The organism is Aeromonas sp. EU05-FHT14A05, assembly GCF_058791175.1.
The window spans coordinates 478014-503879 of record NZ_JBYTDH010000001.1 but is presented as its reverse complement, the minus strand read 5'-3'; the positions used below and the strand labels follow the sequence as shown (position 1 = coordinate 503879).

General features: G+C 51.4%; 15 protein-coding genes and 2 pseudogenes. 6 read left to right on the top strand and 11 right to left on the bottom strand.

From position 1 onward, the window contains the following. Nucleotides 1-110 precede the first annotated feature (110 nt). Entirely contained in the window at nt 111-800 is a 690-nt protein-coding gene (locus tag AC3WR3_RS02160; protein ID WP_128318358.1) for a hypothetical protein, read from the bottom strand. A 22-nt stretch (nt 801-822) separates the two neighbouring features. Continuing rightward, nucleotides 823-3990: an ATP-binding protein gene (locus tag AC3WR3_RS02155; RefSeq protein ID WP_492291035.1), complete on the bottom strand. Its 3168-nt coding sequence runs from the start codon at nt 3988-3990 to the stop codon at nt 823-825. 416 nt (nt 3991-4406) lie between these two features. Between AC3WR3_RS02155 and AC3WR3_RS02150 the strand changes: the two genes are divergently transcribed. Continuing rightward, a protein-coding gene (locus tag AC3WR3_RS02150) for an IS3 family transposase (protein ID WP_492291034.1) occupies nt 4407-5611 on the top strand; the annotation gives its coding sequence in 2 pieces (ribosomal slippage) (nt 4407-4725 and nt 4725-5611; 1206 coding nt in all). A 36-nt stretch (nt 5612-5647) separates the two neighbouring features. On the opposite strand, the pseudogene AC3WR3_RS02145 reads toward AC3WR3_RS02150, so the two are convergent. Further along, nucleotides 5648-5776 (bottom strand): annotated as a pseudogene (locus AC3WR3_RS02145) (IS3 family transposase); the annotation flags it as partial. 147 nt (nt 5777-5923) lie between these two features. Between AC3WR3_RS02145 and AC3WR3_RS02140 the strand changes: the two are divergent. From AC3WR3_RS02140 to AC3WR3_RS02130, 3 genes are read left to right on the top strand one after another with little or no spacing between them, the layout of a single operon-like run. Further along, complete coding sequence (locus AC3WR3_RS02140; protein ID WP_492291033.1) at nt 5924-8128, top strand: hypothetical protein; 2205 nt, start codon at nt 5924-5926, stop codon at nt 8126-8128. Nucleotide 8129: 1 nt separating this feature from the next. Further along, nucleotides 8130-10061, top strand: coding sequence for a hypothetical protein (locus AC3WR3_RS02135; protein WP_492291032.1), 1932 nt, complete (start codon nt 8130-8132; stop codon nt 10059-10061). Between the two features lie 3 nt (nt 10062-10064). Continuing rightward, on the top strand, nt 10065-10913 hold the full coding sequence (locus tag AC3WR3_RS02130; protein ID WP_492291031.1) for a hypothetical protein: 849 nt from the start codon (nt 10065-10067) through the stop codon (nt 10911-10913). Between the two features lie 65 nt (nt 10914-10978). Here AC3WR3_RS02130 and AC3WR3_RS02125 read toward each other — a convergent pair. Continuing rightward, nucleotides 10979-11477, bottom strand: a pseudogene (locus AC3WR3_RS02125) (IS3 family transposase); the annotation flags it as partial. 188 nt (nt 11478-11665) lie between these two features. Here AC3WR3_RS02125 and AC3WR3_RS02120 point away from each other — a divergent pair. Then, nucleotides 11666-11806 carry a hypothetical protein gene (locus AC3WR3_RS02120; protein WP_166464545.1) on the top strand — a complete coding sequence of 47 codons (141 nt, stop codon included), beginning with the start codon at nt 11666-11668 and terminating at the stop codon, nt 11804-11806. Between the two features lie 1426 nt (nt 11807-13232). Then, the gene (locus AC3WR3_RS02115; protein WP_162901958.1) at nt 13233-13391 is read left to right on the top strand and encodes a hypothetical protein; all 159 of its coding nucleotides are present in this window, start codon (nt 13233-13235) and stop codon (nt 13389-13391) included. A gap of 137 nt (nt 13392-13528) precedes the next feature. Here AC3WR3_RS02115 and AC3WR3_RS02110 read toward each other — a convergent pair whose 3' ends face one another. The 7 genes from AC3WR3_RS02110 to AC3WR3_RS02080 are packed head-to-tail and all read right to left on the bottom strand — an operon-like array spanning nt 13529 to nt 25741. Next, nucleotides 13529-14593: a hypothetical protein gene (locus AC3WR3_RS02110; protein ID WP_492291030.1), complete on the bottom strand. Its 1065-nt coding sequence runs from the start codon at nt 14591-14593 to the stop codon at nt 13529-13531. Next, nucleotides 14594-15307 carry a M48 family metallopeptidase gene (locus AC3WR3_RS02105; protein WP_492291029.1) on the bottom strand — a complete coding sequence of 238 codons (714 nt, stop codon included), beginning with the start codon at nt 15305-15307 and terminating at the stop codon, nt 14594-14596. It abuts the gene before it with no gap. Continuing rightward, nucleotides 15307-18411, bottom strand: coding sequence for a type I restriction endonuclease subunit R (locus AC3WR3_RS02100; RefSeq protein ID WP_492291028.1), 3105 nt, complete (start codon nt 18409-18411; stop codon nt 15307-15309). The genes AC3WR3_RS02105 and AC3WR3_RS02100 overlap by 1 nt, the downstream gene beginning before the upstream one ends. After that, nucleotides 18408-20495, bottom strand: a complete 2088-nt coding sequence (locus AC3WR3_RS02095; RefSeq protein ID WP_492291027.1) for a DUF262 domain-containing protein — start codon at nt 20493-20495, stop codon at nt 18408-18410. Before AC3WR3_RS02095 ends, AC3WR3_RS02100 begins: the two co-directional genes overlap by 4 nt. Continuing rightward, nucleotides 20488-21939, bottom strand: coding sequence for a DUF262 domain-containing protein (locus AC3WR3_RS02090; RefSeq protein WP_492291026.1), 1452 nt, complete (start codon nt 21937-21939; stop codon nt 20488-20490). The genes AC3WR3_RS02095 and AC3WR3_RS02090 overlap by 8 nt, the downstream gene beginning before the upstream one ends. Next, the gene (locus AC3WR3_RS02085) at nt 21939-23273 is read right to left on the bottom strand and encodes a restriction endonuclease subunit S (protein ID WP_492291025.1); all 1335 of its coding nucleotides are present in this window, start codon (nt 23271-23273) and stop codon (nt 21939-21941) included. Before AC3WR3_RS02085 ends, AC3WR3_RS02090 begins: the two co-directional genes overlap by 1 nt. Then, nucleotides 23273-25741: a type I restriction-modification system subunit M gene (locus AC3WR3_RS02080; protein WP_492291024.1), complete on the bottom strand. Its 2469-nt coding sequence runs from the start codon at nt 25739-25741 to the stop codon at nt 23273-23275. The genes AC3WR3_RS02085 and AC3WR3_RS02080 overlap by 1 nt, the downstream gene beginning before the upstream one ends. Between the last annotated feature and the right edge of the window lie 125 nt (nt 25742-25866).

Below are 25866 nucleotides of genomic sequence, written 5' to 3'. Positions count from 1 at the left end.
CTAAATAAGGCATCTTCTTCGCAGATAGATGGTGTATCGACCTGACTTGGCGAGACAGATACTGTCCCAATAGAGGATGATACTGATGACCAAAATCCCATCGTTTCCCCCTACCTTTCCAGTTTCTGGGACAACTGTGCCTGGATGTCTGTCCAGTTGTCACAGGCTTTATCGAGAGCCTGGAACAAGCTCTGCTTCTCCCCCATACCAGCGGAGTTTGCCAGTGCGGTTTCGAAGCGATGCCCCTCACCCACGCTGAGACGACGCTCCAGATAGGCATGGATATCCCCGCTAAATTTTCCACCACTCACCAGATCCCCCACCCGTGCGGCGGTAAAATATTCCGGGTTGGCAAGCGGCAATAACCAGATGCCATTGAGGGAGCCCTGTTCCAGCTCAAACTTTTTCTCAAGTGCAACAGTGCCAATGCCGATGCCTGCAGACAGCTTTTCTGCACGGCTACGCTTGTCCGCTTTATCCGGATCGAGCTCAAAGCTGCGCAGGGCCGCCACATAGTCATCAAAGTCGTCGAATTTATCGGCCGTGATCCCCTGCTCTGCCGCCTGCAAGGCTCTTTCCCCTTGCTCCTCGATATCTTCATCAGGCTTGAGGATACCCAGCCCCTTCAGCAAAGCGTTGGCAAACTGACCAAGAGCCTCACCCAATTTCGGTAAGGCGCTGCTGATAGCACCAATCACTGCGCTTATACCGTTGGCAAACGAGGAGAGCGCACTTCCCAAGCTACTGACCACAGAGACACACGCACTCACAGCACCACATACAAAACCAAAGAATCCCATACGATTTTCCTTTTAAGGCTGATTACTGATAGAAGCGAAGAACATCAAGCACCTTGCTCAAGTCACGCGAAGAGGTTTTGTTCAGCTGGGTCACAAAATCATCCGTATTACTTTTGGCAAGCAGTTCAAACAACTCATCAAGAGCAGCGCACCAGAGCGCCATCTCATTGAAGGGGAAAGGCCAAGGCATCTCGATCTTGGCGTTGGTGCGGACAAGGGGATTAGCATCTCGCATCACCGCTAGCATCATGGCGGTCAATGGTTGACCCGGTTTGGCGCACTGCCCCCACTTATCCCACTGTTCGTCAGTGACAGGGCGGTTGATGGCCAGAGGTTGCCAATATTCGAGCCATTGCTTGAACGCCCTAGCCTTATATTGCTGCTGGAGAGGCATCTGTTTCCCAGCTGTCATCACCTTCGGATTCACAGAGAGCAGCAGTTGGAACGCCTTGCGCGTTGATCGCGCAAAGTCGGCAAAAAGTACCTTGTCTTCCTCACGGTTCAACCAACCCAGGCATGTCAAACCTGGGTAATATCTGGTTCGCTCACGCCATAGCAGGTCAATCGCAAGTGTTTCTACATCCTCATCAGATAGTGGCCGCCCATCAGTCTGGGCTAGGTCGGCACGGATCATCGCGTGGGTCGGGCCATGCCAACCGCCGCAGAAAATGACGGCTTCGCCGGTGGCAAGATTGGGCAGATAGTCGCGTTGATCATCATCCATCATCATCGCCTCCCCCATGGCGCGGCGATCATCTTCGGCAAACAGGCGATGGACGATCTTGGTGTGGGTATTCTTGATGACATCGGGCACCAGCTTGGCCGGGATCTGATCCGCGATGATCAAGCCTTCACCATATTTACGCACTTCAGCCAACAGGTCGGAGAATGCATCGACCGCCATGGCGCGAGCCTTGTCACCAGGCTCCGGACGCGATAATAGACGGTGCGCCTCTTCGACCAGCGTCAGGTGGCGGAAGGCGCTATTTTTACCATGCCGATAGCGTATCGCCTCGCTGATGGACCCGAGCAACAGAGCCATCATCAGCGCCTTGCCCTCACCATCTTTAATCTCCTCCAGTTCGACCACTACGTTACGGGTCAACAAGGCATCAAAATCGAGGGATTGCGGCACGTCGAGAATATCGCCCAGTACGCCGTGGGTCAGACTGGTCAGCCGTGACACCAGCGAACCGCGATACTTTTCTTCAAACTCTTTGCCCATCCCCTGTTCCGGGATCAGCGTATCGAGTTGACGGATCATGTCACTCATGGTCGGCCAGGCACGCAGGGCGGGATCAAACGGATTGTCTCCCAACAGACAGCTGTTATCGGACAGATCCCACCCTTTCTCCTCATAGGCGCGCAAAATGGCTTGCTCAACCAGATAGGGCATGGAGGCCTCCATCGGGAAAACTGCGGCAAAAACATTGCGCAAAAAAGAGGCATGGCTTTTGATTTTCTGTTTCGGATGAACCAATGCAAAGGGGTTGAGCCGCAGGCAACGGTGCTCGTCACCATTCGGGCGGTAGTAATCAACCTGGCCCGGCATATATTGATGCAGCGCCCGGTACTCTGTCTTGGCGGGCTCGATCACCAGGAAAGGCAATGCCGACTCAATCAGCAGGTTTAAACAGGTTGTGGTTTTACCCGCCCCAGTAACCCCGGTGACAAAGATATGCTTGTTAAAATCGGCCTTGTTAAGGCTCACACGGTTGGTGCGTTGTCTACGCCCCCGGTCGATCACTTCGCCTAGGTCGAGGGCGTCACTCGCATTGATACGAGGCAGGTCGACGATGAATTCCACCGTTTTACGCCGCCGCAGACCCGGCAATTCATGATGTGGCAAACCGGCAATCAGCGCCAGTTCATCTGTGGTCAGCAGGTTACCAAATGGTGTCGATTTGCTTCCATTCACGCTGTGAAACAGCGCCGCTTTAGGATCGATATCCTCTGCCAAGTGCGGCAATTGTAGTATCTGTGCTGCACTGGCAGCCTTCAGATCAAGCACCTCTAGCGGACTGACTGTGATTTCCCCCCCTTGATAGGTCGCACACAGTGTGTTTTTTAGGCGACGATAGGTTGAGGCGGTATCCGCAGCCACATAGATAGATGAACCAAACAACCCCTTGGTCACCCCTTTTTGTAAGCGAGGGATCAAGGACTTTTCGATATGGTCCAACAGATGCTGAGCGCGTTTGTCGGTGACCTCTTTCGTCACCCCAAGGTTATTACCTGAAGTGTAATTCAGGCTGTGCGACTCGTTTTGCGAGGAAGACAAGCTGCTGCCTTTTGACTCGGCTACGCTGGTATTGCTACCCCAGTTTTTGCCTTCTGCTTTGCTACTATTGGTACCCGAAGAACTAGAAGATGAGTTTGAACCGCTATTTTTACCGTAAGTTCTCGTATCAGATGCACCTTCACTTTTACCTTTGGTATCGGTGCGCCCCGTATTGGTGCCCTCCGTCGTTCCAACGCTAGTACTCACCCCTTTCTGCTCACTATTATTGCTACCTGCCTGCACGCTGGTTTTAACCAATAGAGAGAGTTCGCTGGCAAGATCATAAGCACCGTCCAGATAGGCACGTGCCATATCGCGGGTCAGCGGCTGGGTGACTACCGCCATCTGCCAACGAGACGAATTCTGGGTATCAGACTTGCTGCCGACCAGCAGCGTACGCACCAGTCGTTCTATCCCTTGAAAATCGTCTTCTTGCTGGCCTTGTTCTTCAGAATGTCCCGTTGGTATACCGAGCACGACCCCTTGGTAACGACTCTGTTGTAGACATTCAATAAGGCTATCGTGGTTAGCGAGACTGGATAGATTGATGCCTGGTAATTGACCCTCCAGTGCGCCTCTGAAGTTCTTTAACGCCTCATGGCCGTCGGCATTCTGCTGTAACTGGCTTACGCCAAAATAGAGTGAGACACCGTCCAAGCTGCAATCCAGCAGATAAACAAACTGAATTCCCTGCTCATACTCCAGAGTCGCATAAACATTCGCCAATGCATTACGATAGGTACTGGTTTTTTCATCATTGATCTCTTCAACCCGCATCAAGCGCAGATTAGGTAGCAATAATGGGATTTGTGCCAAGGCAGGTGCAGATAACGACTTGATGTCCTGCAATAAGTAGCTTCCGGAGCCAAGAATAGCATCGGTCACTGTCATCATGGTCTCTTGAGACATTCGATTACCTTTTTTGAAAACTCAGACAGAGAAATCGCAAAATAACTTCATCATTGATGTGCCACTCACGAACAACTACGTGTCGCTATAACTTAACTTGCCGATAACCAAACAAGCGTCTACTGGAACCAGTATACAGAGGGTGTTCGATCCTTTTAAGGGTGTATAAATTCACATGTCACATTTTCAGGCAGAAGTTGGTGTGTAGTGGTCAACTAAATCCGGACACTTGGTTAGGCAGATCTTCAGCTTTGGCTGGCGGCATCCCGTCATTGTGTTGATGTGGGCGCCGCCAGTTGTAGTAATCCATCAGGTAGTAACTGATTAGATTGGCCCCTTGAAGATCCAGACACTTCGCCCCTCTTAACTTAAGAGGTAGTCTTGGAACTATGTTCAGTACTAGTCGCAACGAGAAGATGGTCGAAGTGTTAACAGGGGCTGAGCGCCGTCGACGCCGGACTCCGCAGGAAAAGATCTCCATCGTGCAGCAGACCTTTGAGCCCGGAATGACCGTCTCTCATGTCGCTCGCTTGCACGACGTCAACGCCAACCAGCTTTTCAAATGGCGTAAGCAATTCCAGGAAGGGTCTCTCACGGCGATCACCGCCGGTGAGGATGTTGTTCCAGCCTCCGAGTTGGCTGCTGCCATCAAGCAGATCCGAGAGCTCCAGCGTCTGCTCGGGAAGAAGACCATGGAGAACGAGATCCTCAAAGAAGCCGTGGAGTATGGTCGAGCAAAAAAATGGATTGCGCATTCGCCCTTGTTGCCGGGGGACGACGATTAAGTGCTGTGAGCCAGGCCCTTAATGTATCGCGTGCGCAGCTATCCGTTCGTGTTTATCGAAAACCAGGTTGGCAAGATGGTCGTCATCATCGCCAGCATGATGATGCAGCCTTACTTGGCCGGATCATGGAGGCGATGGCTGAGCTTCCCTCCTATGGCTATCGCCGAGTCTGGGCGCTGTTACGGCGTCAGTCAGAGGCAACACGACAGCCTGTGGTAAACGCCAAACGGGTATATCGCGTCATGCGCGATCATGGCCTGCTGCTGGAAAGAAAACCGGCTGCACCATTGACCCAGCGGGCACATAAGGGGCGTGTTGCCGTCAAAGAGAGCAATCGACGTTGGTGCTCAGATGGCTTCGAGTTTCGCTGCGATAATGGTGAAAAACTACGAGTCACGTTCGCTATGGACTGCTGTGACAGGGAAACCTTGGACTGGGCTGCCAGTACCGGGGGGTACGACAGTGACACGGTGCAAGATGTCATGCTGAGGTCTGTCGAACGACGCTTCGGGGATTCGTTGCCGGCATCACCGGTGGAGTGGCTGACTGATAATGGCTCGGCGTATCGCGCCCATGAGACCCGCGCGTTTGCACGAGAAATCGGATTGGAGCCCAGAACGACTGCGGTGAGAAGCCCACAGAGCAACGGTATAGCGGAGAGCTTCGTCAAGACGATGAAGCGAGACTATATCGAGATTATGCCGAAACCAGATAGCCGAACAGCGGTAGGCAACTTGGCCATCGCGTTTGAGCATTATAACGAACACCACCCGCACAGCGCCTTGGGATACCGTTCACCTCGGGAATTTCTGCGCAGTCGGGTATCACAACCCTAAGCGGGAAAAAGTGTCTGGATCTATGGGGTCAAATCCACTGATATCCCGTTTCGCTTCCAGCGGGCTAATGTATCCCGTTGCCGGGAGCCACTTTAACTTCAGGCTTCTGAACAACAACTCCATCAGGGTGTTATCCCAGCAGTTGCCACGCCGACTCATGCCTTCTCAAAAAAACAGGCTTAGCGTAGGATAATTTCCGTTTTCCAATCCGCCCCCTGGATGCGCGAAACTTGCCTCGATGTTCGCAAGCCTAACGCGACAGAGCCTGATAAAATCAGGTTTCGAAATTTTAATACCTGCCGAGGATAACAAATGACAATGGAATCACCTGAAATCCAGCTCAAGGCGCTGAATAATGCTTTGCGTCGTTTACGTGGGGCATGTTCCGCACTTGACGGCGAGGAGCTTGATGAAAAATTACTTGAGGTCATGCGACGACTGCTGCTTGCTGAGGTGCTCGCCGATACCTGGATTGTAGCGATAGGCGGCTCGCAAGGAGCGGGTAAAACGACGCTGATGGCGAGCCTGTATGACCTACATCATGACAGTAGCGGCTGGTTACGCAGTAATGAAGGACGCGGCGAGAAAATGCCGGTACTGATCCTCGAGAGTCGTGAGACTAAAGTGGCGCAGGGTTATGTCCGCCGTCTGGTAGAAACTGGAATTGATTTGACGCTGGAGGATGTCAGCGTCGACGTCAACGAGTTTCAGCGCGCGGTCTGTGATCCTGATGCTGGGGATTTACTGCCGGTATTGAAAGTACCGCAGCGTTATTTTACCCGCAATAACCAGGCCTGGTTACTGCTGCCTGGCTATGAAAAACAAGAGCGTGAGAATCGTGAATGGCAGGAACTGATGCGTCAGGCGATGATCGCGGCAGGCGGCTGTATCATCGTGACCGACGAAACGCGACTGGCAAACCAGCAGCAGCTCGAAATCGTCAAAGATATGCTGGAAAAAGAGCTTAAGAATTGTAAACCTTATATTGTAATCTCCAAGACAGAAGCGTATTGCCATAATCCTCAACGGCAAGCTGAATTAAGAAAAAGCGCGGCTGAAACATTCAATGTCGCTGCCGAGTATACAGATAAAAACATTATTTTAACCGGCACCGACGATCCGGAATACATAACAGAATGGATGCCGCACCTGCGCCGGGCCATTGACGACCTTAACTTTTCCGGACAAACCAACCGTTATCTCCAGTTAACCCATCTTACCGAGATCGTCAGTAAGGATCTGCCGCGCGTCATGAATATGATCCGCACCCAGTCACGTCTGTATTACCACAGTGATAAAGGCGGCCAGGACGATGGCAGCCAGGTGCTAGCCGAAGCCCTGGAAGTATTTGACGGCGCCGCGCAGGAACTGCGGGAAGAGCACACCAAAAAGGTGAAAACGTGCATCGCTAAAACCTTTGAAGAGGCGAAGAAGCAAATGGACTTCAGGCTGGTCAAAGAGCATGAGGGATTTGCCAACTGGGTATTGAATGCATTTGATACCACCAGTGAAACAAAAGGCAAATTGCAGCAACTTGTTAAGGATTCATGGCAGGACGCATCAGCGGATTTCTTCGACGACTATGTGAACAGCTTGCAACAACTGACTGCGGCGAAACTCAAGCCCATACCAAACGGCAACGATCGCCCAACCTTGCCTGCACCACCGAAGCTGGAGAAGCTGGTAGCACTTGGCTATATGAATAGCGCCGGGCAGCCCGTGCAGCACGAACAATTGAATGAAGAAAAAGTAAACAATATCAAAATGTTGCTAAACCCTGGCCCCACGTCGAATGTGCAAAACACCACGGTGGTGAATAAACAGTTCAGGAAAAGCGTGGAATTGATCCCGGTGCTTTCGCTGGAGTACACCCGCCTTGTGTACGCCATGCCTGAGATTTGTAAAGACCTGCGGCCCTACGTCACGCTTGATCAGGACGACGGCGAGACATTCGCAGGTAACATCGCTGCTGAAGGGGTTCAAACCCTCAACGCAGGGGTTGATCTTGGCAAGACGGCAATAAAGTCGCTGGCGGCGGTGCTGGCGATTGACGCGGTAAGCGACGGCGATTCTGATATCCTCGGCGCGCTTTTTGGCCAGGATCAGCCTTCCATTGACCCGGCGGGTTCACCTCTTCCCCCCGCACCGGTGATGATGCATCCTGCTGCCGTTGCGGTAACCGCCGTTGTGGCGGCGGCCTACGTGACCGGGGCTGCGGTCACGCGAATGCGCACCGTCGAGAAAAAAGCGAGCACTCAGGCACATGTCATGCTTGCCAGTGTTCATGACCACCATATTGAGCATTTACGTAATCAGTTCGATGAGACGATGAACGCGGCGCGTAAGCGGATTAGCGAAACGTTACGTGCACGTTATCACATGGACGAAATGCTGATGCGCAAAGATCGGCTCGCGAAAGCTATTGCCGATGTCAATGCTCTCATCGACGACCTGCGCACTGAGCTGGGTTCATCGGCTTCGGGTCTGCAAGTGTTAATCACCAGCCGTGGTGAGTGAGATGACGTCTGGGAAGATTATCGATTACTGGCAGCGGTTGGAGTCACGGCAGTCGGAGTGGGCTTTTCGCGCCTACGATCGGCTGATTAAAACATTGAGTTCTGATGTCCAGGACAGAATACAGCTCAGGGAAAGCAATGCCGAGCCGTACGTGGTCATCTTTGGTAAGACACAGGTCGGAAAAACCACCTTACTGCTCGACCTGATGGGCATCGATCTGCAGCAGATGGCAACGCTATCGCAGGTGCTGCGCGGCGGGCGCGAAGCCGGGAAATCGGCCACTGCCACCGCCATGGAGTATCGCCGTTCAACGGACGCTCGCTGGGGATTGTCTGTGCAATCGAAAAAGCGTTGGTTTACCTCTGACGACGCGATGGCACAGGCATTAGCGCAGCTGAGACAACAAATGGAACGGGGGGAACTGGTTGTCGATTCCCCCTGTATTGTGCATATTCCGGGGCGTTTTTTCAGGATACAAACCTCGGGTGCGCCCGGCGTGCGTATTCTGGATCTGCCTGGTGATAATCCCGCCAATATGCAAGAGCAAAAGCATGTAAATCAAATGGCGAAGACCTATCTTCCCTTCGCTGATTTGGTCCTGCTGATTGGGCGTGGCGACGATTTGAGCTTCCTGCAGCCGGAGGTTATCACCCTGCCGGGTATTGAGGACTGGCAGGCAATGCCGCACCGGTTTCGCATCGTGACGACCTATTCCTACTCAGCCCAGTCGGTGAAGACGCTGATTCGCAACGATCCGGCTTTCGATATCACGCAGCTACGTCAGCGCCTTATTGAGCAGATTGAACGCTTTAACAGCCTGAGTGACGCGGCGAAAGATCGGAACCTCTACTTTCCGCTCGAGTTTGGTTGCAGTTGGCTGAGTATGGCCGAAAATGATACTGCCCTTTATGCCCGGGTTGCCCCCATGGTCAGCCGCTTGCGTAGCGAATTGTTGGAACAAATTGCAACATCGACCAGCCCACTCGGACGGCTGCGAAGCACCCTAGATACCCACCTCAGCGTTAAATATATCCAGGAGAAAAAAACGGCAGCGATCGAAAGAGAACTATTGGGGCTAAAAAAACAGCAACAAGAGACAAAAGATAAACTGACGGTTTGGGAAAGCGCTATTACTCAAACGCAGCAAAAAATAAACCAAACGGAGATTTTATTAAAAGATAACGCGTTACCTGTCAGCCAACTGCTTATCGACAAAGCGGCGGAAAAGGCCGCAGACTTTAAATTGGAGGGAAGTTACAGCAGCGAAAAATGTACGACTTTACACAATATGATCACCGACTACTGCTCTAAAATTAAAAATATCCAGTTAGATGTGGGAAATAAGACGATCTACTGGCAAAAAGTGGCCCGCAAGAATGTTGAGCCTACGAGACAGTCTGTGCAGGATATTCTTGATGAAAATTTCAGCACCATTCGCTATACACTCAATGACTATTGGATCGACACCTATCTTAGTTCGGCGAATTATTCATCTGATAAAAACAGCGTCATCAATGCCGCTGACAATGCCAAAGTAGAAGTCATTCGGTTGTGGACGTCACGATGGCTGGCTGCCGCAGAGAACGTCCATACTGAATACAAAAGCGAACTCACCAAAGCACGGATGACTCTCGATGTGCTGCGGTTAGAGCAGAATAAGTCCCTGCGGCAGCAGACATCACTTGAGCAACAGGTCGCCTCGTGCGAAGACGAGTTAAAGAAAATTGCCGTTGAATCACAAGAGGATCTTGCTCGCTGCGAGCAGTTTGTTCACTTTCTTGATGAGGAGTATCTCAATATATTAAATACGCACCTGGATTCGGCTTTTCAGGAGCGTGATAATTGTGATGCGTTATTGCAAATTTTATCCTGCGTTGCGTTAAAAAACCAGCGGGAAGATTTAATGAATTTAACTGAAAAGTATTCTGGATAAGACATGAACGTGACCAGTGAAATAAAAAACAAAGAAAAAACGCTCGCCGAGTTAATGGTAAAAATACTTAAGGAGCCGCTCACCCCCCTTGATAGTTCATTAAAAAAACTCCATGAAGAGGTTCTGGACACCAAAGATAAGGTTGAGGAAATCACTTACGCCATTAATGCGGTAGGCACAAACACCGAAGAAATCATTACTCCGCTGAAAAGATCGTTACGTGAGCTGCAAGATGACGATATTCCTGGGACGATAAGCAAGCTGCGGGAGTTTATTTCGACTCAGGTCGAAGAAAAAAAACAGGATATGAGCGCCGCACTTATCCAACAATCGGCGCACTATGATAGCCAGCTGAAAGCCGCGACCGGTGAGGTCTTTGAAAAACTGTCAGAGGTGCTTGGACAGCAAAGTGATGCAATCCAGCGGTATCAGCAAACGGTTATCGACGGCGCTGAGGCCCTGTCGCAGCAACTGCTGGCGGTTAACCAATCCCTGGAGGACGCCAGCGTCGACAATGCCTGCGAGCAACGGTCGACGCGAGAGCGTGACCAGCGGTTGGCTGAACGGCTAGAAAGCGAGCGGCGGGAAGTGTTAAGCGGCCTTGAAACGCTGTCCACCGACGTCCAGGCTGCACTGGCGCAGCATTTGATCCCGCCAACCCAGGCTATTGAGTATCTGCAAACCAGCCTGCGGGCGTTGACCGAGGCGGTGAGCGAGCAAAAGAGCCATCTGGAGGCGCAAATTGCCGCAAGTCAGAGGGGATTCCGCTACGTTGTCATCATTTTTGCCCTATTTTCTACCTCAACGCTGGCATATATCGGCTATGACATCTGGAAAAATTTAGCTCCCTGACAGGGCTAAAGCGCATGGCGTCTAACGCGATAGAGCCATTATATTTTGAGTTGTGTATGTAGTGGTCAACTAAATCCGGACATTTGGTTAGGCCGAGTCTCGGCTTGTGCTGGCGGTATTCCACCATTGTATTGATGTGGACACTGCCAGTTGTAGTAATCCATCAGGTAGTGGCTGATATCCCGTTTAGCTTCCCGCAGACTCATGTAACCCGTCGCCGGAAGCCACTCCGTCTTCAAGCTCCTGAACAACCGCGCCATCGGCGCATTGTCCCAACAGTTGCCACATCGGCTCACGCTCTGGGTCATACGATAGCGCCACAGTCGTTGCCGAAATGCACGGCGGCCATACTTGGCTGCCCTGGTCAGAGTGAAACAGCACGCCTGATGGACAACCTCGTTGCTGATACGCCATCTCAAGTGCTTTCACGGCCAGCTCGACATCTGGTTTATCTGACATTGCCCACCCCACAACCCGCCGGTTATGCAGGTCAAGAACCGCTGCTAGGTAATGCCAGTGACCACCTGCCCAGATGTAGGTGATATCGCCACACCACTGCATATTCCGGCCGATCATGAACACCAATTCCGGTTCAACCTGAACACTTTGCTCCTCCTTTCCGGAAACAGTGTTCTACATCCCGGAATCACTGTTCACATTCACCGGAATCATCATTAACGCATTGATTTAACAACCTTTGATACGTTCTCCCTTTTGCAAGGGAAGAGCCTATATCTGTCAAGAGGATTGCAATGCGTAAAATTCGTGAAGTGCTGCGACTGCGGTTGGAGGCTGACCTCTCTGTTCGCCAGATCAGTATCTGTACCAAGGTCAGTGTCGACAAGAAAGCCACGAGTGCTGCGGTCAACATGGTCAGAGAAAGTCATAACTGACAGGTTGATTTTGGCAACAACACTACGAAGAAATCAAGCGTGGGCCGTCAAGCACAATACTGCGTTGGGAAATAAATTTAACGCCAAACGATACTTTCTCAATTACTAAGGTCTATAGCACATATCCTAAAATATAACCTTAACTCGAACTTGATAAAATCATTAGCATTAAGCAAAGGTAGTAATATTCCGTTGTCACAGGCCATCGAAAAAACAGTCTAACCGGACTCCCAGCCAATAAATATCAACAAGAAGATCTTGTCCCCAATTATGGGCAAGATGTTACGTAGCGATGTAACATCCACAAACTAAGCTAGCACCATTAAAACACCATTCTTCATACAGGTTAATTCCAAGCCTTGCTTGATGGCATATGAAGGGTCTATTGCCATATTATGGCAATTTTTATCGAAAAATTCCCCAGATTTTTTCATGCAAATCGTTATGGTTTTATCATGTACACAAACCCTAATCATTAAAGAATGGCGTTTTATAAAACAAGGCCTTAAGCTAATGAAACTATTATCTCAATGTCAAAAATCCGTGCCACTATATGGCAATGAACATTTGGCGCTGCCATATGGTGGCAGACACTTATACCCAACGACTTGCTGAGCCTGTTCACCATACAGACAACTCAGAAAAACCATCAAATTATGAAGATAAAGCGACTGGGTATGCAATAACTAACCCCTCCATACTCATCTCAGCATCTTGTTCCAAGATAGTACAATGGGATACCATTAATTATAACCAAGCCGCCCTTTTTGCACCCAATCGAATCCCAACCAAAGGGTGGCTTATTATGCATTTCATGTATGCCTTCGACGCTATCTTGTAGATGCTCAAGAATTATACCTTTTCATTCTGACCTTCATTTACACCCCTGTATTTCAAAATGAAATACGACCTATATAGAAAACCATATTAAACAAGATGAATGCTGAGTGATCACATATATTATCTCACTTTGTGTCACACTGTGATGATATATTTGATTATTTGATTATTTGATTATTTGATTGTTTGATTGTTTGATTGTTTGATTGTTTGATTAAGGTAAGTGATATGGCTATGAATTTTAGCTGCTGGCAAAAAACCAATAAATTACGTATTGTTGCCCAGAGTGGGAATTGAATAAGTCTGCATCTGAAATATAATGAAAACAACGATTCCATCAATATCTAATTCTGGTAATTATAATATACAGACCTATTCAACTTGGCTACTCAGGAGTAAAGCAGCCGATAATTGGTGAATACAGACTGAAAACGGGGTCAGTTTTATCGACCACAACATTTCGACATCCCCCCCTCTGCACCATACCCTACAGAAATTTCCATTTTTTGCCCCCTGTTAGATGGCTTCATTTTTCATACATTGTCGCTATCCAGTACATCCACTGGAGATGACAAGGAGATCTATGATGAGCAACAGCAAAAAACCAATGACCACAGAAGCCGTATCTCGTATCCATAGTGCTGAAGCGCGGAGTAACGGAGGTGGTGTTAGTAAAGACAGTTTCACCGCTCGTGCACAAAAAACCGCTGCAGTCACCCCGCCAAAACCGGAAACTAAAAAGTAAGGAAATCACATGTCTAAAAAAGATGACGACGATAACCGCTCGCGTCAATTAAACCCCGAGCACGATGCCTACTGGCAGAGTCGGGGCTACGATGAGCGCCCTGATGATGAAGATGATGAATGACTTTTTCAGGGAGCCTATGGCTCCCTGCTGCCTATAGCTTCATTATAAAATCGATTGTAATGGCTAAAACATGTAACAACCTCATGATCCAGTTCTGGATCACCAGTTACATGAATCCATCCAGATAATATATCCGCTATGCCCCACATCGGCTCACAATAGTGAAGAACTTCCTCGACATCAAAATATTCTGTCTTGGCTAACTCTTCAAGCGCTCCACGTAACCATTCTCTAACCGTTTTAAATTTTAGATTTCGTTTTCTTGCATAAAACTGACGTAAACTGGTTGCGATAGAATCTTCATTGCAACCCGCGTACTTGGCAAAAGCCTGATAGCCTATTGACTTGGATACAAAACGTTTCAGAAGAGGTTCGAACAATCCAGACCTATGAGGCACCCACTTATCTAGTGGGGATGTGGGCATCATTTTAAGAAATATCGATTGTTTGTGTTCCATCGACACATGGCGGTTAAAATCAGCATCAAACGCCGCTAGCATCTTAATAAAAAGATATACATTGAAATAATGTAGAGTTCTAAACAGGACCCTGTTTTGTTCAGGCCCCATGTTATAATCGCTATCATTTAATCGCAACTCTACATTCAACTCCATTAGACTAGCTCTCAGCCAGTCGTTCTCTAAAACTTTCTTGGCTCGACTTCTCCCACGAAGACCATCTAGGCTATCCAATAAAATCTGCAATTCATATAGGAAACATTCTGCTTGCGCACACGTTTGTGGGTAATAACCTGTGATTTGAAGGCCTTTGAAGATGCTTGGCCATTTCACACGAATCGCAAATTGCGATATTAGTATGGGTTCAGATGGCGTATCAAAAAAATCAGCACTAACCCCCCTAGCTACTGAGATATCCTTCAATCTTTTGATGAATTTTTCTGACTGAGTACTGTGGCACTCATCCCCTGATGATAAAAAATACTTGTTTAGTGTTTTGGCACATGGAGGATGCAGCTTGTCTTTATTTATGCGCGGAGAAGTAGATATTTTCCTGAAAAATCCCCCTTGTGAAGGAAAACCAAGCCATTCGATAAACTGCGATGGATCATAAAGAAACATTTAATACCCCCACCGATTAAACGCCAGCGGCATTTTGTTCAGCTTCTCTCGGTGCTCCCTCCAATTTGGCAAGTGCAAATCCATCAGGGAGATAAATCGCAGGTTATGTTTTCGCTCTAACAGATGCACCATCTCGTGAACAACAATAAACTCCAGGCATTCAGGGGGATTCTTGACCAACTCGAGGTTGATCCAGATGCGAGCAGTTTCTGTTTTGCAGCTACCCCACATGGTCTTCATGCGTTTGATACCCACAAAGGAAGGTGACACCTTTAACGCCTCCTGCCACTTGGCGATAAGATCTGGCAAGCGCTGGCGTAGCAACTGGCGGTACCACTCAAGGAGCAACACCTCGCGGCGGTCTGCGTCATAGTGTGCAGGCACCCGCATACGGATCCAGCCCCCCTGTAACTTGACACTATGGTCACCATCGGTCGGGATCACATCCAGCCGGTAGCCTCGTCCCCAAAGATAATGGGTCTCTCCGCTACACATCTTGCGCTCGCTCTGGCGCGGTTGTGCGGCAAATGCGGCCTGCTGCTGTCGGATCCAGGCCAGTCTTCGCACCACTGCAACCCGAATGGCGGTATCTGACAAAGAAGCAGGCGCGGATACGCGCACCCGTCCATCAGGAGGCAATACATTGATGTGCAGGTTTTTGATGCCCTTGCGCTGCAACTCGACAGTCAGCTCACCAAAGGTAACCAACGCCATCAATGGTACTCCGGCTGGGCTTTTACCAGGGTCATCACATCCGCGACGGTCACATTGTACTCTTTGATCTCTTCGGCAATAGCAAAGGCAACCTCCCGCTCTTTGAAGCGATCACCGAGCCAGTCCGCCTTTTTGGTATATCTGACGGCAGTATCGATCTTGGTCACCAGCACTTCATCGCGGCCCAAATTGTCATAGAGCGCGCGCTTGGCTGAGGTATCGACACTTCCAGGATAGGTTTCTGCCCCCCCACTGGCTGGACGTTTCACCTTCATAGCCAGCTCTCGCACTTTCTCCAGATATTCCTGGTAAGAGATAGCCTGGGAGCGCCGCAGCTCAATCAGCTCATCGAGCAGCACCGACATCTTTTCGTAGTACTTGGGGTTAACCGGATTCTCGTCGACGATGGTCCGTCGCACGTTGTTTTCAATCGCCTCAGCCATGGCCTCGGGGTCTTTACGCAGCCCCTCGGGTGCCCCCTCAAGCCCTTCAGCACCCCGCTCGATGATCAGCTCCAACAATCCCAATTCTTCAAAGTCCATCAGGGTTTCACTGGGGTCTGCATCGATATAGAGATCCAGCATCTGCCGCATTGCCGGTTCGAACTGCTTCATATCGACGTGATCACTACTGGCTACTTTGATCATGTCGCGCACTTTGCTGTAGTGCTCCACCTCACGGCGGATTATGGCGGCCTGGCTCGCGCTATAACCGGCCTCTTCCATCTCCCCCGCCAGCGCGGTGAACGCACGGATAAGCTTGGCGACGTATTGATAGAGGGTTAGACGCAGCGCCTCCTTGTCGAGCAGTTCATCTTCGTCTGCCCCCGGAGCACAGCAGAAGTAGTGCTGATAATCCAACTCTTCGCGGGGTGCCTTGACCGGTTCGCATAGCGTTCGCACCGCCTCCAGGGCATCGTCAAGGTCTTGCTTCCCTTGTGCCAAGCGATCTTTCAGCAACCCAGCCACATCATCCTTGTCATAGCCTTCAAAGGCCTCGGCGGTATAATCCTTGACGGTCTTCTCAAGAGAGCGAAACAGGTCCTTGTAATCGACGATATAGCCATACTCCTTATCGGCACCATCGAGCCGGTTGACCCGACAGATAGCCTGAAAAAGGTTGTGATCGGCCATCTTTTTATCGATGTAAAGGTAGGTCGCCGACGGCGCATCGAAACCGGTCAACAGCTTGTCCACGACAATCAGCAGCCGCATCCGACCAGGCTCCTTGATAAAGCGCTGTTTGACCGTTTTCTCAAACTCCTCCACCCGCTTGCCGGCCTCATCCTCGCTCTGGCCGAAAAAGTTCGCCAGCATCTTGCGATAGATATGGTATTTCGCCAGCTTTTCGGTCAACCCCGCACCGGTCGTCTGTCCTTTGATGTTACTGGCATTGGGTTGATAGCTGGTGATGATGGCACACTTATCTGCAAATCCCGCCTGACTGAACAGCTCATAGCTTTTGCAAGCCTGATAAACGCTGGCGCACACCAACATGGCATTGCCACGGCCATCCGCCAGGCGCTGTTTACGATCAAAATCGAGCAGGATATCGGCCACGATCTGCTCAAGTCGTGAGCGGCTCGAGAGCAGCTTCTGCATCGAAGCCCACTTCTCTTTTAACTGCTGGCGACCAAGTCGGGAGAGCGCCTTGGTCTTCACCTCGAACCATTCATCCACCTTGGCCTGGGACTTGACCCGTTGGTCAATGTCGCGGGCCTCATAACGCAAGTCCAGCACCACCCCATCGCTCACAGCCTCGTCAAACTTGTAGGTGTGAATGAAGGGTCCAAACACCTCCACCGACTTCTTCTTATCCTTCTTCATCAGGGGTGTGCCGGTGAAGCCAATAAAAAGTCCCTCGGGCAATATGCTCTTCATGGCCCCATGCAACTTGCCCGACTGGGTACGGTGGCACTCATCCACAAACACGAAGAGTTTGCCTTTGGCCGCAAAATCAGCCGGCAGGCTGGCTTTGAGCTCGGCGATAAATTCATCGTCATCTCGCTCAGCCGTCTCATCTTCTTCTTCCGTGTGTCGGCCAAATTTGTGTACCAAAGAACAAAGCAGCCAAGGGTGTGCCTCGTTAAGACGGCGAACCAGATCGGCCCCACTCTTGGTACGCAGGATCTCCTCTTCAACCCCGGCAAATACCTTCTCTATCTGCTCATCGAGTTCGGTACGGTCAGTGATGATCAAGACCCGACTGTCAGCGACATTCTCTCGGACCCACTTGGCCAGCCACACCATGGTCAGGCTTTTACCGCTGCCCTGGGTATGCCAGATGATCCCGCCCTCATGACGTTCAATAAACCGCTTGGCTGCCGTGATCCCGAAATACTGGTTATGGCGACAGGTTTTCTTAACCCCACTATCGAAGACAATAAAGTTGTGAATTAACTCAAGAAAGCGCCCCTTCTCGCAGAGCTGGGCCAGGTGGCGATCCAACGGATTTCCATCCTGCGAAGAGCCGGCCTCTTTCCACTCCAGATAATATTTCTCAGGGGTTTCGATGGTGCCGTACCGCAGGCCCTGGCTGTCGTTGCCTGCCATGAGCAACTGCTGGGTGGTGAAAAAGTTGCGAATGAAATCCTGTTTCTGGTTATCGAGGTTTTGCCGGATCCCTTCACCGATAGAGACGGTGGATCGCTTGAGCTCGATCACCCCTAGCGCAATACCGTTAACGTAGAGCACCAGATCCGGCCGCTTGGTATTCTCCCCAGCGACCGTCACCTCCTCGGCGATGGCAAAGTCGTTAGCCTCTGGATTGGCCCAATCCACCAACCAGACGGTTTGATTCTGCTCACCTGCCCCGATCTTCTCCTTCACGCCATAGCGCAACAGGCGGTAGACCTCTTTATTGGCATCATAGAGCTGACGCCCCTCCCCCAGGCTGGCCGCCCGCTCCAGCTGGCGCAGGACTCGGGGAATGAGCGCAATATCCACACCACGGCCCATCAACCAGTCCGTCAGCAGAGCAGGTTCGACATTGCGATTGTTGGGGCGGGTATGCCAGTTACCCAAATAGCGATAGCCCAGCGTCTCGCTAAAAAAACGGACGACTCGCTGCTGGGTAGCTCGTTCACGTTGTCCAACCGTACTCATGGTTGTTCCCTCATCTTGGCAGCCTCTGTAGCCAGCACGGCCAGCATCTGCTCCTGGTGTTCTGCGATCTCGGTTTCCTGCCAGCGACCTTTCTCTTTCATCAAACGGATCATGGCGAGCAACTTGAGGCTATCAATCTGGTTGTTGGCAAGGCTCGCTTCAAAGTGCTCCTGCTTCTGTTGGGGCTGGAAGTTACTCAGGCGCGAGTTCTTGCTGTGACTGATAAGGCAAAGGTTGCCAAACGAATGGAGTGACTCATTCTCAACCTCGTGCGCATTATGAATAGGGTGCTGAGGAGCAAAATGCTCCACTGAACTTCGAAACGTAAATTCGAAACGGTGAAACACCTCCCAATCGTGCCTTCTATCTTGATTGTGAGACAGCACCCACAGCAGATAGTCGAGGAAGTTGAAAACAAAGTTGTTCGCGATTTGGCCATAGGTAAGTTTGGATTTAATCGCTTCACACCAATGATCGTTGACCTCGGCGTGGGGCAACAAAACATGATCACCAAAGAGCATCTGGTAATAGGAAGCCCCTTCACCAGGCGCCAAAAAGCGCTGGAAGACAAAGCGGCGAGCCTGACTCTCCAGATAGGACAGATAAGCCCCAGCCTCCACCGGTTGCTCAGGGTGACAATTGTCGAACAGATATCGCAGAGCACCATTGAGCCAGTGTTTGTAAACCTGGGTCGGGGTCGACACATGAAACGCCGATAGCAACATCAAGATCCGCCGGTTCACACCATCAAACCCGCCTTCGTTCTCATCGAAGGTATTGAGGTAGCCAACGGTATGGATTTTTTGGGTATCGCCTTTTGAGTACCCACGAAGTCGTTTCAAACTCCAGCCATCTTTACGATCGTAAAATTCGCGTTTGATGATGAAGTGATCAAACAGATACTTGCTCTTTACCAGGCCATAGATAAAACGTTGAACTGCCGCTACCGGGTCAGTCTGCCCGATCACCCGCAGCTCAAACTGATCGACCAGTTGTTTATCATCGAGCGGCACCCCTTCTGTATTCATGGGGTCGCGGCTAACGAGTCGCAGCACATGGAGCAAAAAGTTGGAGAAGTTGATGACGCTATTAAAGCGCTCGGAGCCTGCACTCTCCTCCTCCACCTTCTGCTCTCCATCGAGATTGTCATCCTGCAAAATGGCCAACAAGGTGCGCCCCTGGCTGGCGTCAATCACATCATCATCGCTTTTATCTGCAGAAGGGGGGCAATAAGAGGGTGCCAGCAGATCAAGTAGATGGGCAAAATCCCGGGGAACAAACTGACCCCAGTCTTTCTCACCGAACAGGCGATGACGCTCCTCTGGGGTAAAACCGTACTGGATATAGCGTTCCATATTGGCGCAGGCATCCCATACCCGGGTCAGGATATGAATACTTTGGCGACGATGCTCTTCCTCGGGTATCTGGTTTAGCGTCTCCATCAGCCGCGCTTTGATCACTTCATGCTTTTCCAGCTGCTCGCCGCGATTGTTCATCGCCTCGAAGAAGTGATTAAGATCGGTATCTTTGGGTACCTCAATACGAGAGATCTGCACATGCGTGAAGAGGTAGTCACAAAAGGCTGTCAGTTTAGCCCCCACCAAACCAAGATCCGCCATTGCCTTGCCAATCAGTTCAAAACCGTTCACCAGACCTTCATTGAAGGCACTTCCCCGCAAGTCGTGGGGTGCCACCCCCTGCCATAAGCGCTCGAAGGTATGGCTCGATATCGGACGACTTTCAAAAGCGAGGTTGATAGCACGATACCAGCTTAAATCCACTGCATCTTTCGCGTAGTGTTTGAGCCAATTGGCCAGCAGAGAGAGGGTAGTAAAGCGCTGCTGGCCATCGATTACCTCGAAACTGCCATCGTCCCGGGCAAACACCACCAGGGTACCGATATAGTAGGTTTGCGGCCCCTTACCACTGACCAATTTTTGCTGATAATCCAGCACATCCTGCAACAGCTGGGTGATCTCTCCCTCGCCCCAGGCATAGTTGCGCTGGTACATGGGCACCAGATAGCGGGCGCTGTCTTCGAGCAGTGCACGGATGGAAAAGGGGCAAACGCCTGCATCACTCATAATATTTCATCTCCCGAAACAGCCCGACCAGTTCATCTTCGGCGCCGTTGCGATTGTTCTTGTTCTCTCGACTGCTCATGCTCGGCAAAGGGAAGCCGTGCAGGTCTCCCGGCAGACGGGCATCACGAATGGCACGGACCAGATTGTGCTCCAGCACGTAGTTATCCATGGTCGCCAGTTGCACCACCTGCTGGCGAATGCGGCAGCGATAGGCCCAGATAAAGCACTTCTCGATGGCCAGTGACAGCCCCTGGCTGCCGAACTTGTCGATATAGAAGATCAGGGAGCAGTCGAACATGGCCCTCACATAACGATCCCCGGTGCGGTGGCGGCGCTCGTAGCTGCCCAAGGTCGAGAGCACCTTGCTGGCCATCGGCGTCAGCGTTTCGCCGAGCAGGGTGGCAGATTGCGTCTTGCCGGAGTCAGACTCCTCGGCCACGATGGCGGCGACCCGCGTCTGGTAGTACTCGGCCATCTCGAAAAAGCGCCGGCCATTGATGATCATCTGGTCGAGATGAAAGGGAAACGTCATCCGCTGGCCGTCTATCTTGCGCTGGTACTGGCCGTTGTACTCATCGACAAAGTGGTGGGCGATGCGCAGCGACTCCACGTAGGGGAAGTGCCCTACCCGGTCGAGGTTGACCCCCTTGAAGAGATCAACCTCCCCCTTGCCAAAGTAGCGAGCCGACTTCCCTTCGGCCCACTGGCGTACCCGATAGAGATAGAGGGCGAATAGATTGGCCAGCTCGTCGCTTGGCAGGCGCTCCCAATGGGCGACCGCCTCGGCCTTGAGGTTGGCCTCATGACCGGCAAACTCGCGCAGGTGGAATGCCTTGAGCAAATCGTGGGGGGCCAGATCGCGTCCCCGGGCATTTTGCGAATCGAAGAACTGGAACGCCTCCGAGATATCCTGCAGCACAAAGCAGACTACCTGACAGCGGTTGAGCAGAAAGTCGATTTGCTGCTCGTCAAATTCAGGGCGGGCCACCAGCCGACGCAGTTCCAGATAATTGCGTCTGAGGTTGTACTCCGAATCCCGGCTGGGGAAGCGCTGGCGCTGCATAAACGCATCGATAGGTCCACGCAAGGTCTGCAATTGCTCACGCAGATCCTGACGTTGAAACCGGATACTCTTCTCTTTGCCACTGCGAGTTTCGCCATCCAGCACCTCGATCAGCGCCTTGACAGTCAACATCAGGGTCAGGGTACGTTGCTGACCATCGACGATATCAAGCATCTCGCCCTGCTCACTATCGGTGTGCTGATGAAACACCACCGAGCCCAGCCGGTAGGCGCTCTTGTCCTGATGGGTCGCCAGATCGGTGAAGAGATCCGAGATATTCTTGGCGCCCCAGCGGTAAGGTCGCTGATAGCTTGGGATGGCCAGTTGGGGAATGGCCAGCAACTGGCGTACCGACCGCACCTGATTGTTGATGTTCTCCATCACGCCTCCTGCGGTAGCGGCAGGCGGATACGGCCGGTCAACAACTGCTGCATCATTCCCTGCTTCACATCACGGGCCTTGGCCAGCTTCTGTTCCAGCGCAGTGAGCTCGCTATCCATATCGGAAAGGATGGTGGCGATGGCGGTTTGTTCTTTTTTTCCCGGCATAGCAATTTTCAATGAAAACAAATCCCTAGTATATATTGCCGCGACACTTGTTGTTCCAGTAGCGATCCCTGATAGCTGAGTTATGAATTCCTTGGTATTCATGGCATAATTCATAAAAAAGTGATCCGCAACCAAATCCTTGTTAAAGTCAAACCTCAAAATATTTGAATTAAAATACGCCTCATCAAATTCATTTCTCCAGACTGCAATTTTACCCACCAAGTTCAGCGTATTTCTCGTGTTAAATAAAACATCACCAAAGAAAAGACGATCTTTAGATAATGGCACGCCAGATATAAACTCAATTTTATCTAAACTAATAAAGCCTCGACCTAAATTACCCATCTTAATTAATGGATAGTTTGTAGCAGTCTCTGTATTTTCATAGTTTCCACCGAGTTGTGTTCGCTGAACTATATCCCTAACAGAGTATGACTCCCAATCCTCCGGGATTTTCCCCTGTTCGCTGGATTTATAACCTTTTGAGGTGCCGTCGGAGCGTAGGGCGAATTGCGGCAGGCGGGTACGGCCGGTCAGCAGTTGCTGCATGGCGGCTGTCTTGATGGCTTGTTTCTTGGCGATCAGCTGTTCCAAGCCAACAATCAGTGCATCACTATCGGAAAGAACCGTAGCTATAGCTATTTGTTCGGCTTTGTCCGGATAAGGGATTGTGTAGGGAACTATATGCTTATTATTAATTTGAGGGATAGAGGTCGTATCTGCAACTGAACTCAGCTCTTTATAAATCAGCTGATTATAAAGATAAAATTCATTCAACTCTGACGAACAAGTCAGCGTCATTAAGTTTGTATCCATATATGAATCATACTTAAGAACTCGAATCTTATTCAATAAGATTGACGCACCTCTTTTTGGAAAAATCAAACTCCCTGAAGTTATTTTCTTTCTAGAATCGATAAAATAAGGTGTTGATTCAGCATATACCAAACCATTATTTAGTTGCTCCACCTTGAAATATGGAATTCCAGATAAATTAAATGTGAACTTAGATGGACTCTCACCACTAGATATTTCAACTAGTTCACCTAAGCATTTAACTCCCCAATCATTCGGGATGATTCCCACCTCGGTCTGCTTATAGCCTGCCGGAATAGTTTGCTTGGCGGCCAATTCATCTGCTTTATGCTGCATCATCTGATCTGCCATTATGCCCACTCCAGCCCCATGGCCTTTAGATGGGCTGCCACCTTTGCCTCCAGCTCGCTGACGTTTTGGGTGAGTTGTGGCAGGGAGCTGCTATAGCGCTCCTCCAACTCCTTGACCCGATTCGCCAGTTGCTGGGTAACCCGCTCAATCTCGGCTTCCAGCGCCGTACGCAGGCTCGCCTGCCATTTATCTTCCACCAGCAGGGTTTTAATCTCGCCATCCTGCAGTTTGGGGTAGTGGGCAAACACCGCTTTATCGAGGGATTCGCTGGCCTCCTTGTGGGTCTTCTTGGCGCGGGTTTCGGCGTCGAACAGCTGCTGCGCCTGCTTGAGTACAGCCAGCTCCTCCTTGTCGGTGGCGAGCTTGATGCGCGCCTTGACGCTGGCGGCGGTCACCTTATCCTTGTCGTTCATCGCTTCGACCAGTCCGCCCTCTTCCCCGCTCTGTTCCTCGATAAAGCTCTCCAGAGCCTGACTGGCCTCATCCAGCGCGGCTTGCAGGGTATCGAGCTCTTTTTGTTCATTGGCAAAGAAGCGGGCCACCAGCAAGGCGGGCGGGATCAGCTCCGCCTTGTACTTGGCCTTGCCAATCACCAGATCCGGGCTCTCTTTGATCTTTTCTCCCTTGTCGGCAATCAGCTCGCGCAGTACCCGACCCGCTGACCAGCCATCCTGAGAGAGCACATAAAGATCGTCTTGCAGTTGGTTCTGCCAGTAGTCCATCAGCAGCTGATAGATGGCGTAGGGGTCGAGCAGCTCACCGGTCGCCTCGGCGCTCACGCGGTAGTGCTCAAGCAGCGCTTCACTTACCTCGTCAATCAACGCCTTGGGCGAGTCGCCCTTGGCAAACTCGCCGAACTGACACTCGCTAAACCACTTATCAAACGGAGCCAGCGCCGCCTGTTTGAAGCGGGCAAACTCCTCACAGGCCAGTATGGTGCCCTTGACCTTGGCGGCGGCTACTCGCGCCTCACTGTAACCGGGTCGCAGCGGGGCAAACAGGGTGGCCTTGAGGGTCGGGAATACCCGCCAGTAGGGGCCAAGTGCCGCGATATCGCGCTCGGGGATCCCCCCTTGCAGGTGACCGGCCAGATCGTGCAGATCTTCCCCTTCGCTACCATCGATATAGCGCGGGATATTGAGGTTGTAGTCGTTGCTGGCGATTTCATTGAGCGGTACCCAGCGGCTGTAACCCTCCAGCATCAGGCCACGGGTGAAGGTATCGACAATCTTGTGGATGTCCTGCTCGCGCAGCCGGTTCTTGTTGCCATCTTTAATAAAGCCTTTGCTGGCATCAATCATAAACAGCCCTTGCTCATGGTCATGGTCAGCCAATCCATTGAAGGCGCGGGTGTGGGCGCTCTCTTTGTCGATGACGATGATGCAGGCGGGAATACCGGTGCCGTAGAAGAGGTTGGCAGGCAGACCGATGATCCCCTTGATATAGCCTTGCTTCAGCAGGTTCTCGCGGATACGCGCCTCGGCATTGCCGCGAAACAGCACACCATGGGGCAGGATAACGGCACCCTTGCCGGTGCTCTTCAGGCTCTTGATGATGTGCAGCAAGAAGGCGTAATCGCCGTTTTTCTCTGGCGGCACGCCCCAGACAAAGCGGCCGAACTCGTCGTGTTCGGCATCGAGACCGCTGGTCCAGTTCTTGTTGGAGAAGGGCGGGTTGGCCACGGCGAAGTCGAAGGTCTTGAGCTGGTTGTTGCCCTCCTTCCATTGGGGCGCGGCCAGGGTGTTACCCTTCCAGATTGCTGCGGTGGGATTGTCGTGCAGGATCATGTTCATCCGCGCCAGCGCACTGGTGGCGTTGTCCATCTCCTGTCCGTAAATACTCAGTCCCTTGGGGCCAGCCTCGTCGCTGGCCTTGAGCAGCAAGGAGCCAGAACCACAGGTGGGGTCGTAGACGGTGGCATCTTGCGGGGTCTGACGGCTGATGCCAATCACCTTGGCCAGAATACGAGACACCTCGGCCGGGGTGTAGAACTGCCCCTTGGACTTGCCCGACTCGGTGGCGAAGTGGCGCATCAGGTATTCGTAGGCATCACCCAGCAGATCATCCCCTTCGGTACGGTTGGCCGACAGATCCAGCCCCTCGAAGATGGCCACCAGCTTGGAGAGGCGGTCGATCATCTCCTTGCCCTTGCCGAGTTTGTCCTCGTCGTTGAAGTCGGCAATGGTGATCACCCCTTGCAGATCGTTGGCGGTCGCCAGCGCACTGATGATGGTGTTGATCCCCTCGCCTATCTCCTTGCTGCCCTTGAGCGCCACCATGTCGTCAAAACTCGCCCCGGCTGGTACCTCGATCATGGCGTACGGGTTGCCCTTGGCCTTGTCGGAGACGTATTTCACAAACAGCAGGGTCAGCACATAGTCCTTGTACTGGGAGGCATCCATACCGCCGCGCAGCTCATCGCAGCCAGCCCAGAGGGAGGAGTAGAGTTCGTTCTTCTTGATAGCCATGAGTCAGGTATTCCGATAAGAGTCAGTTTGCGCCAAGCGCGCATGGAAAACGAAAAGAGGCAGAGCTTCACAACCTTACCGGTTGCGGTGCCAAACATTGCCGACGAGTTTACCCACTTGGCCCT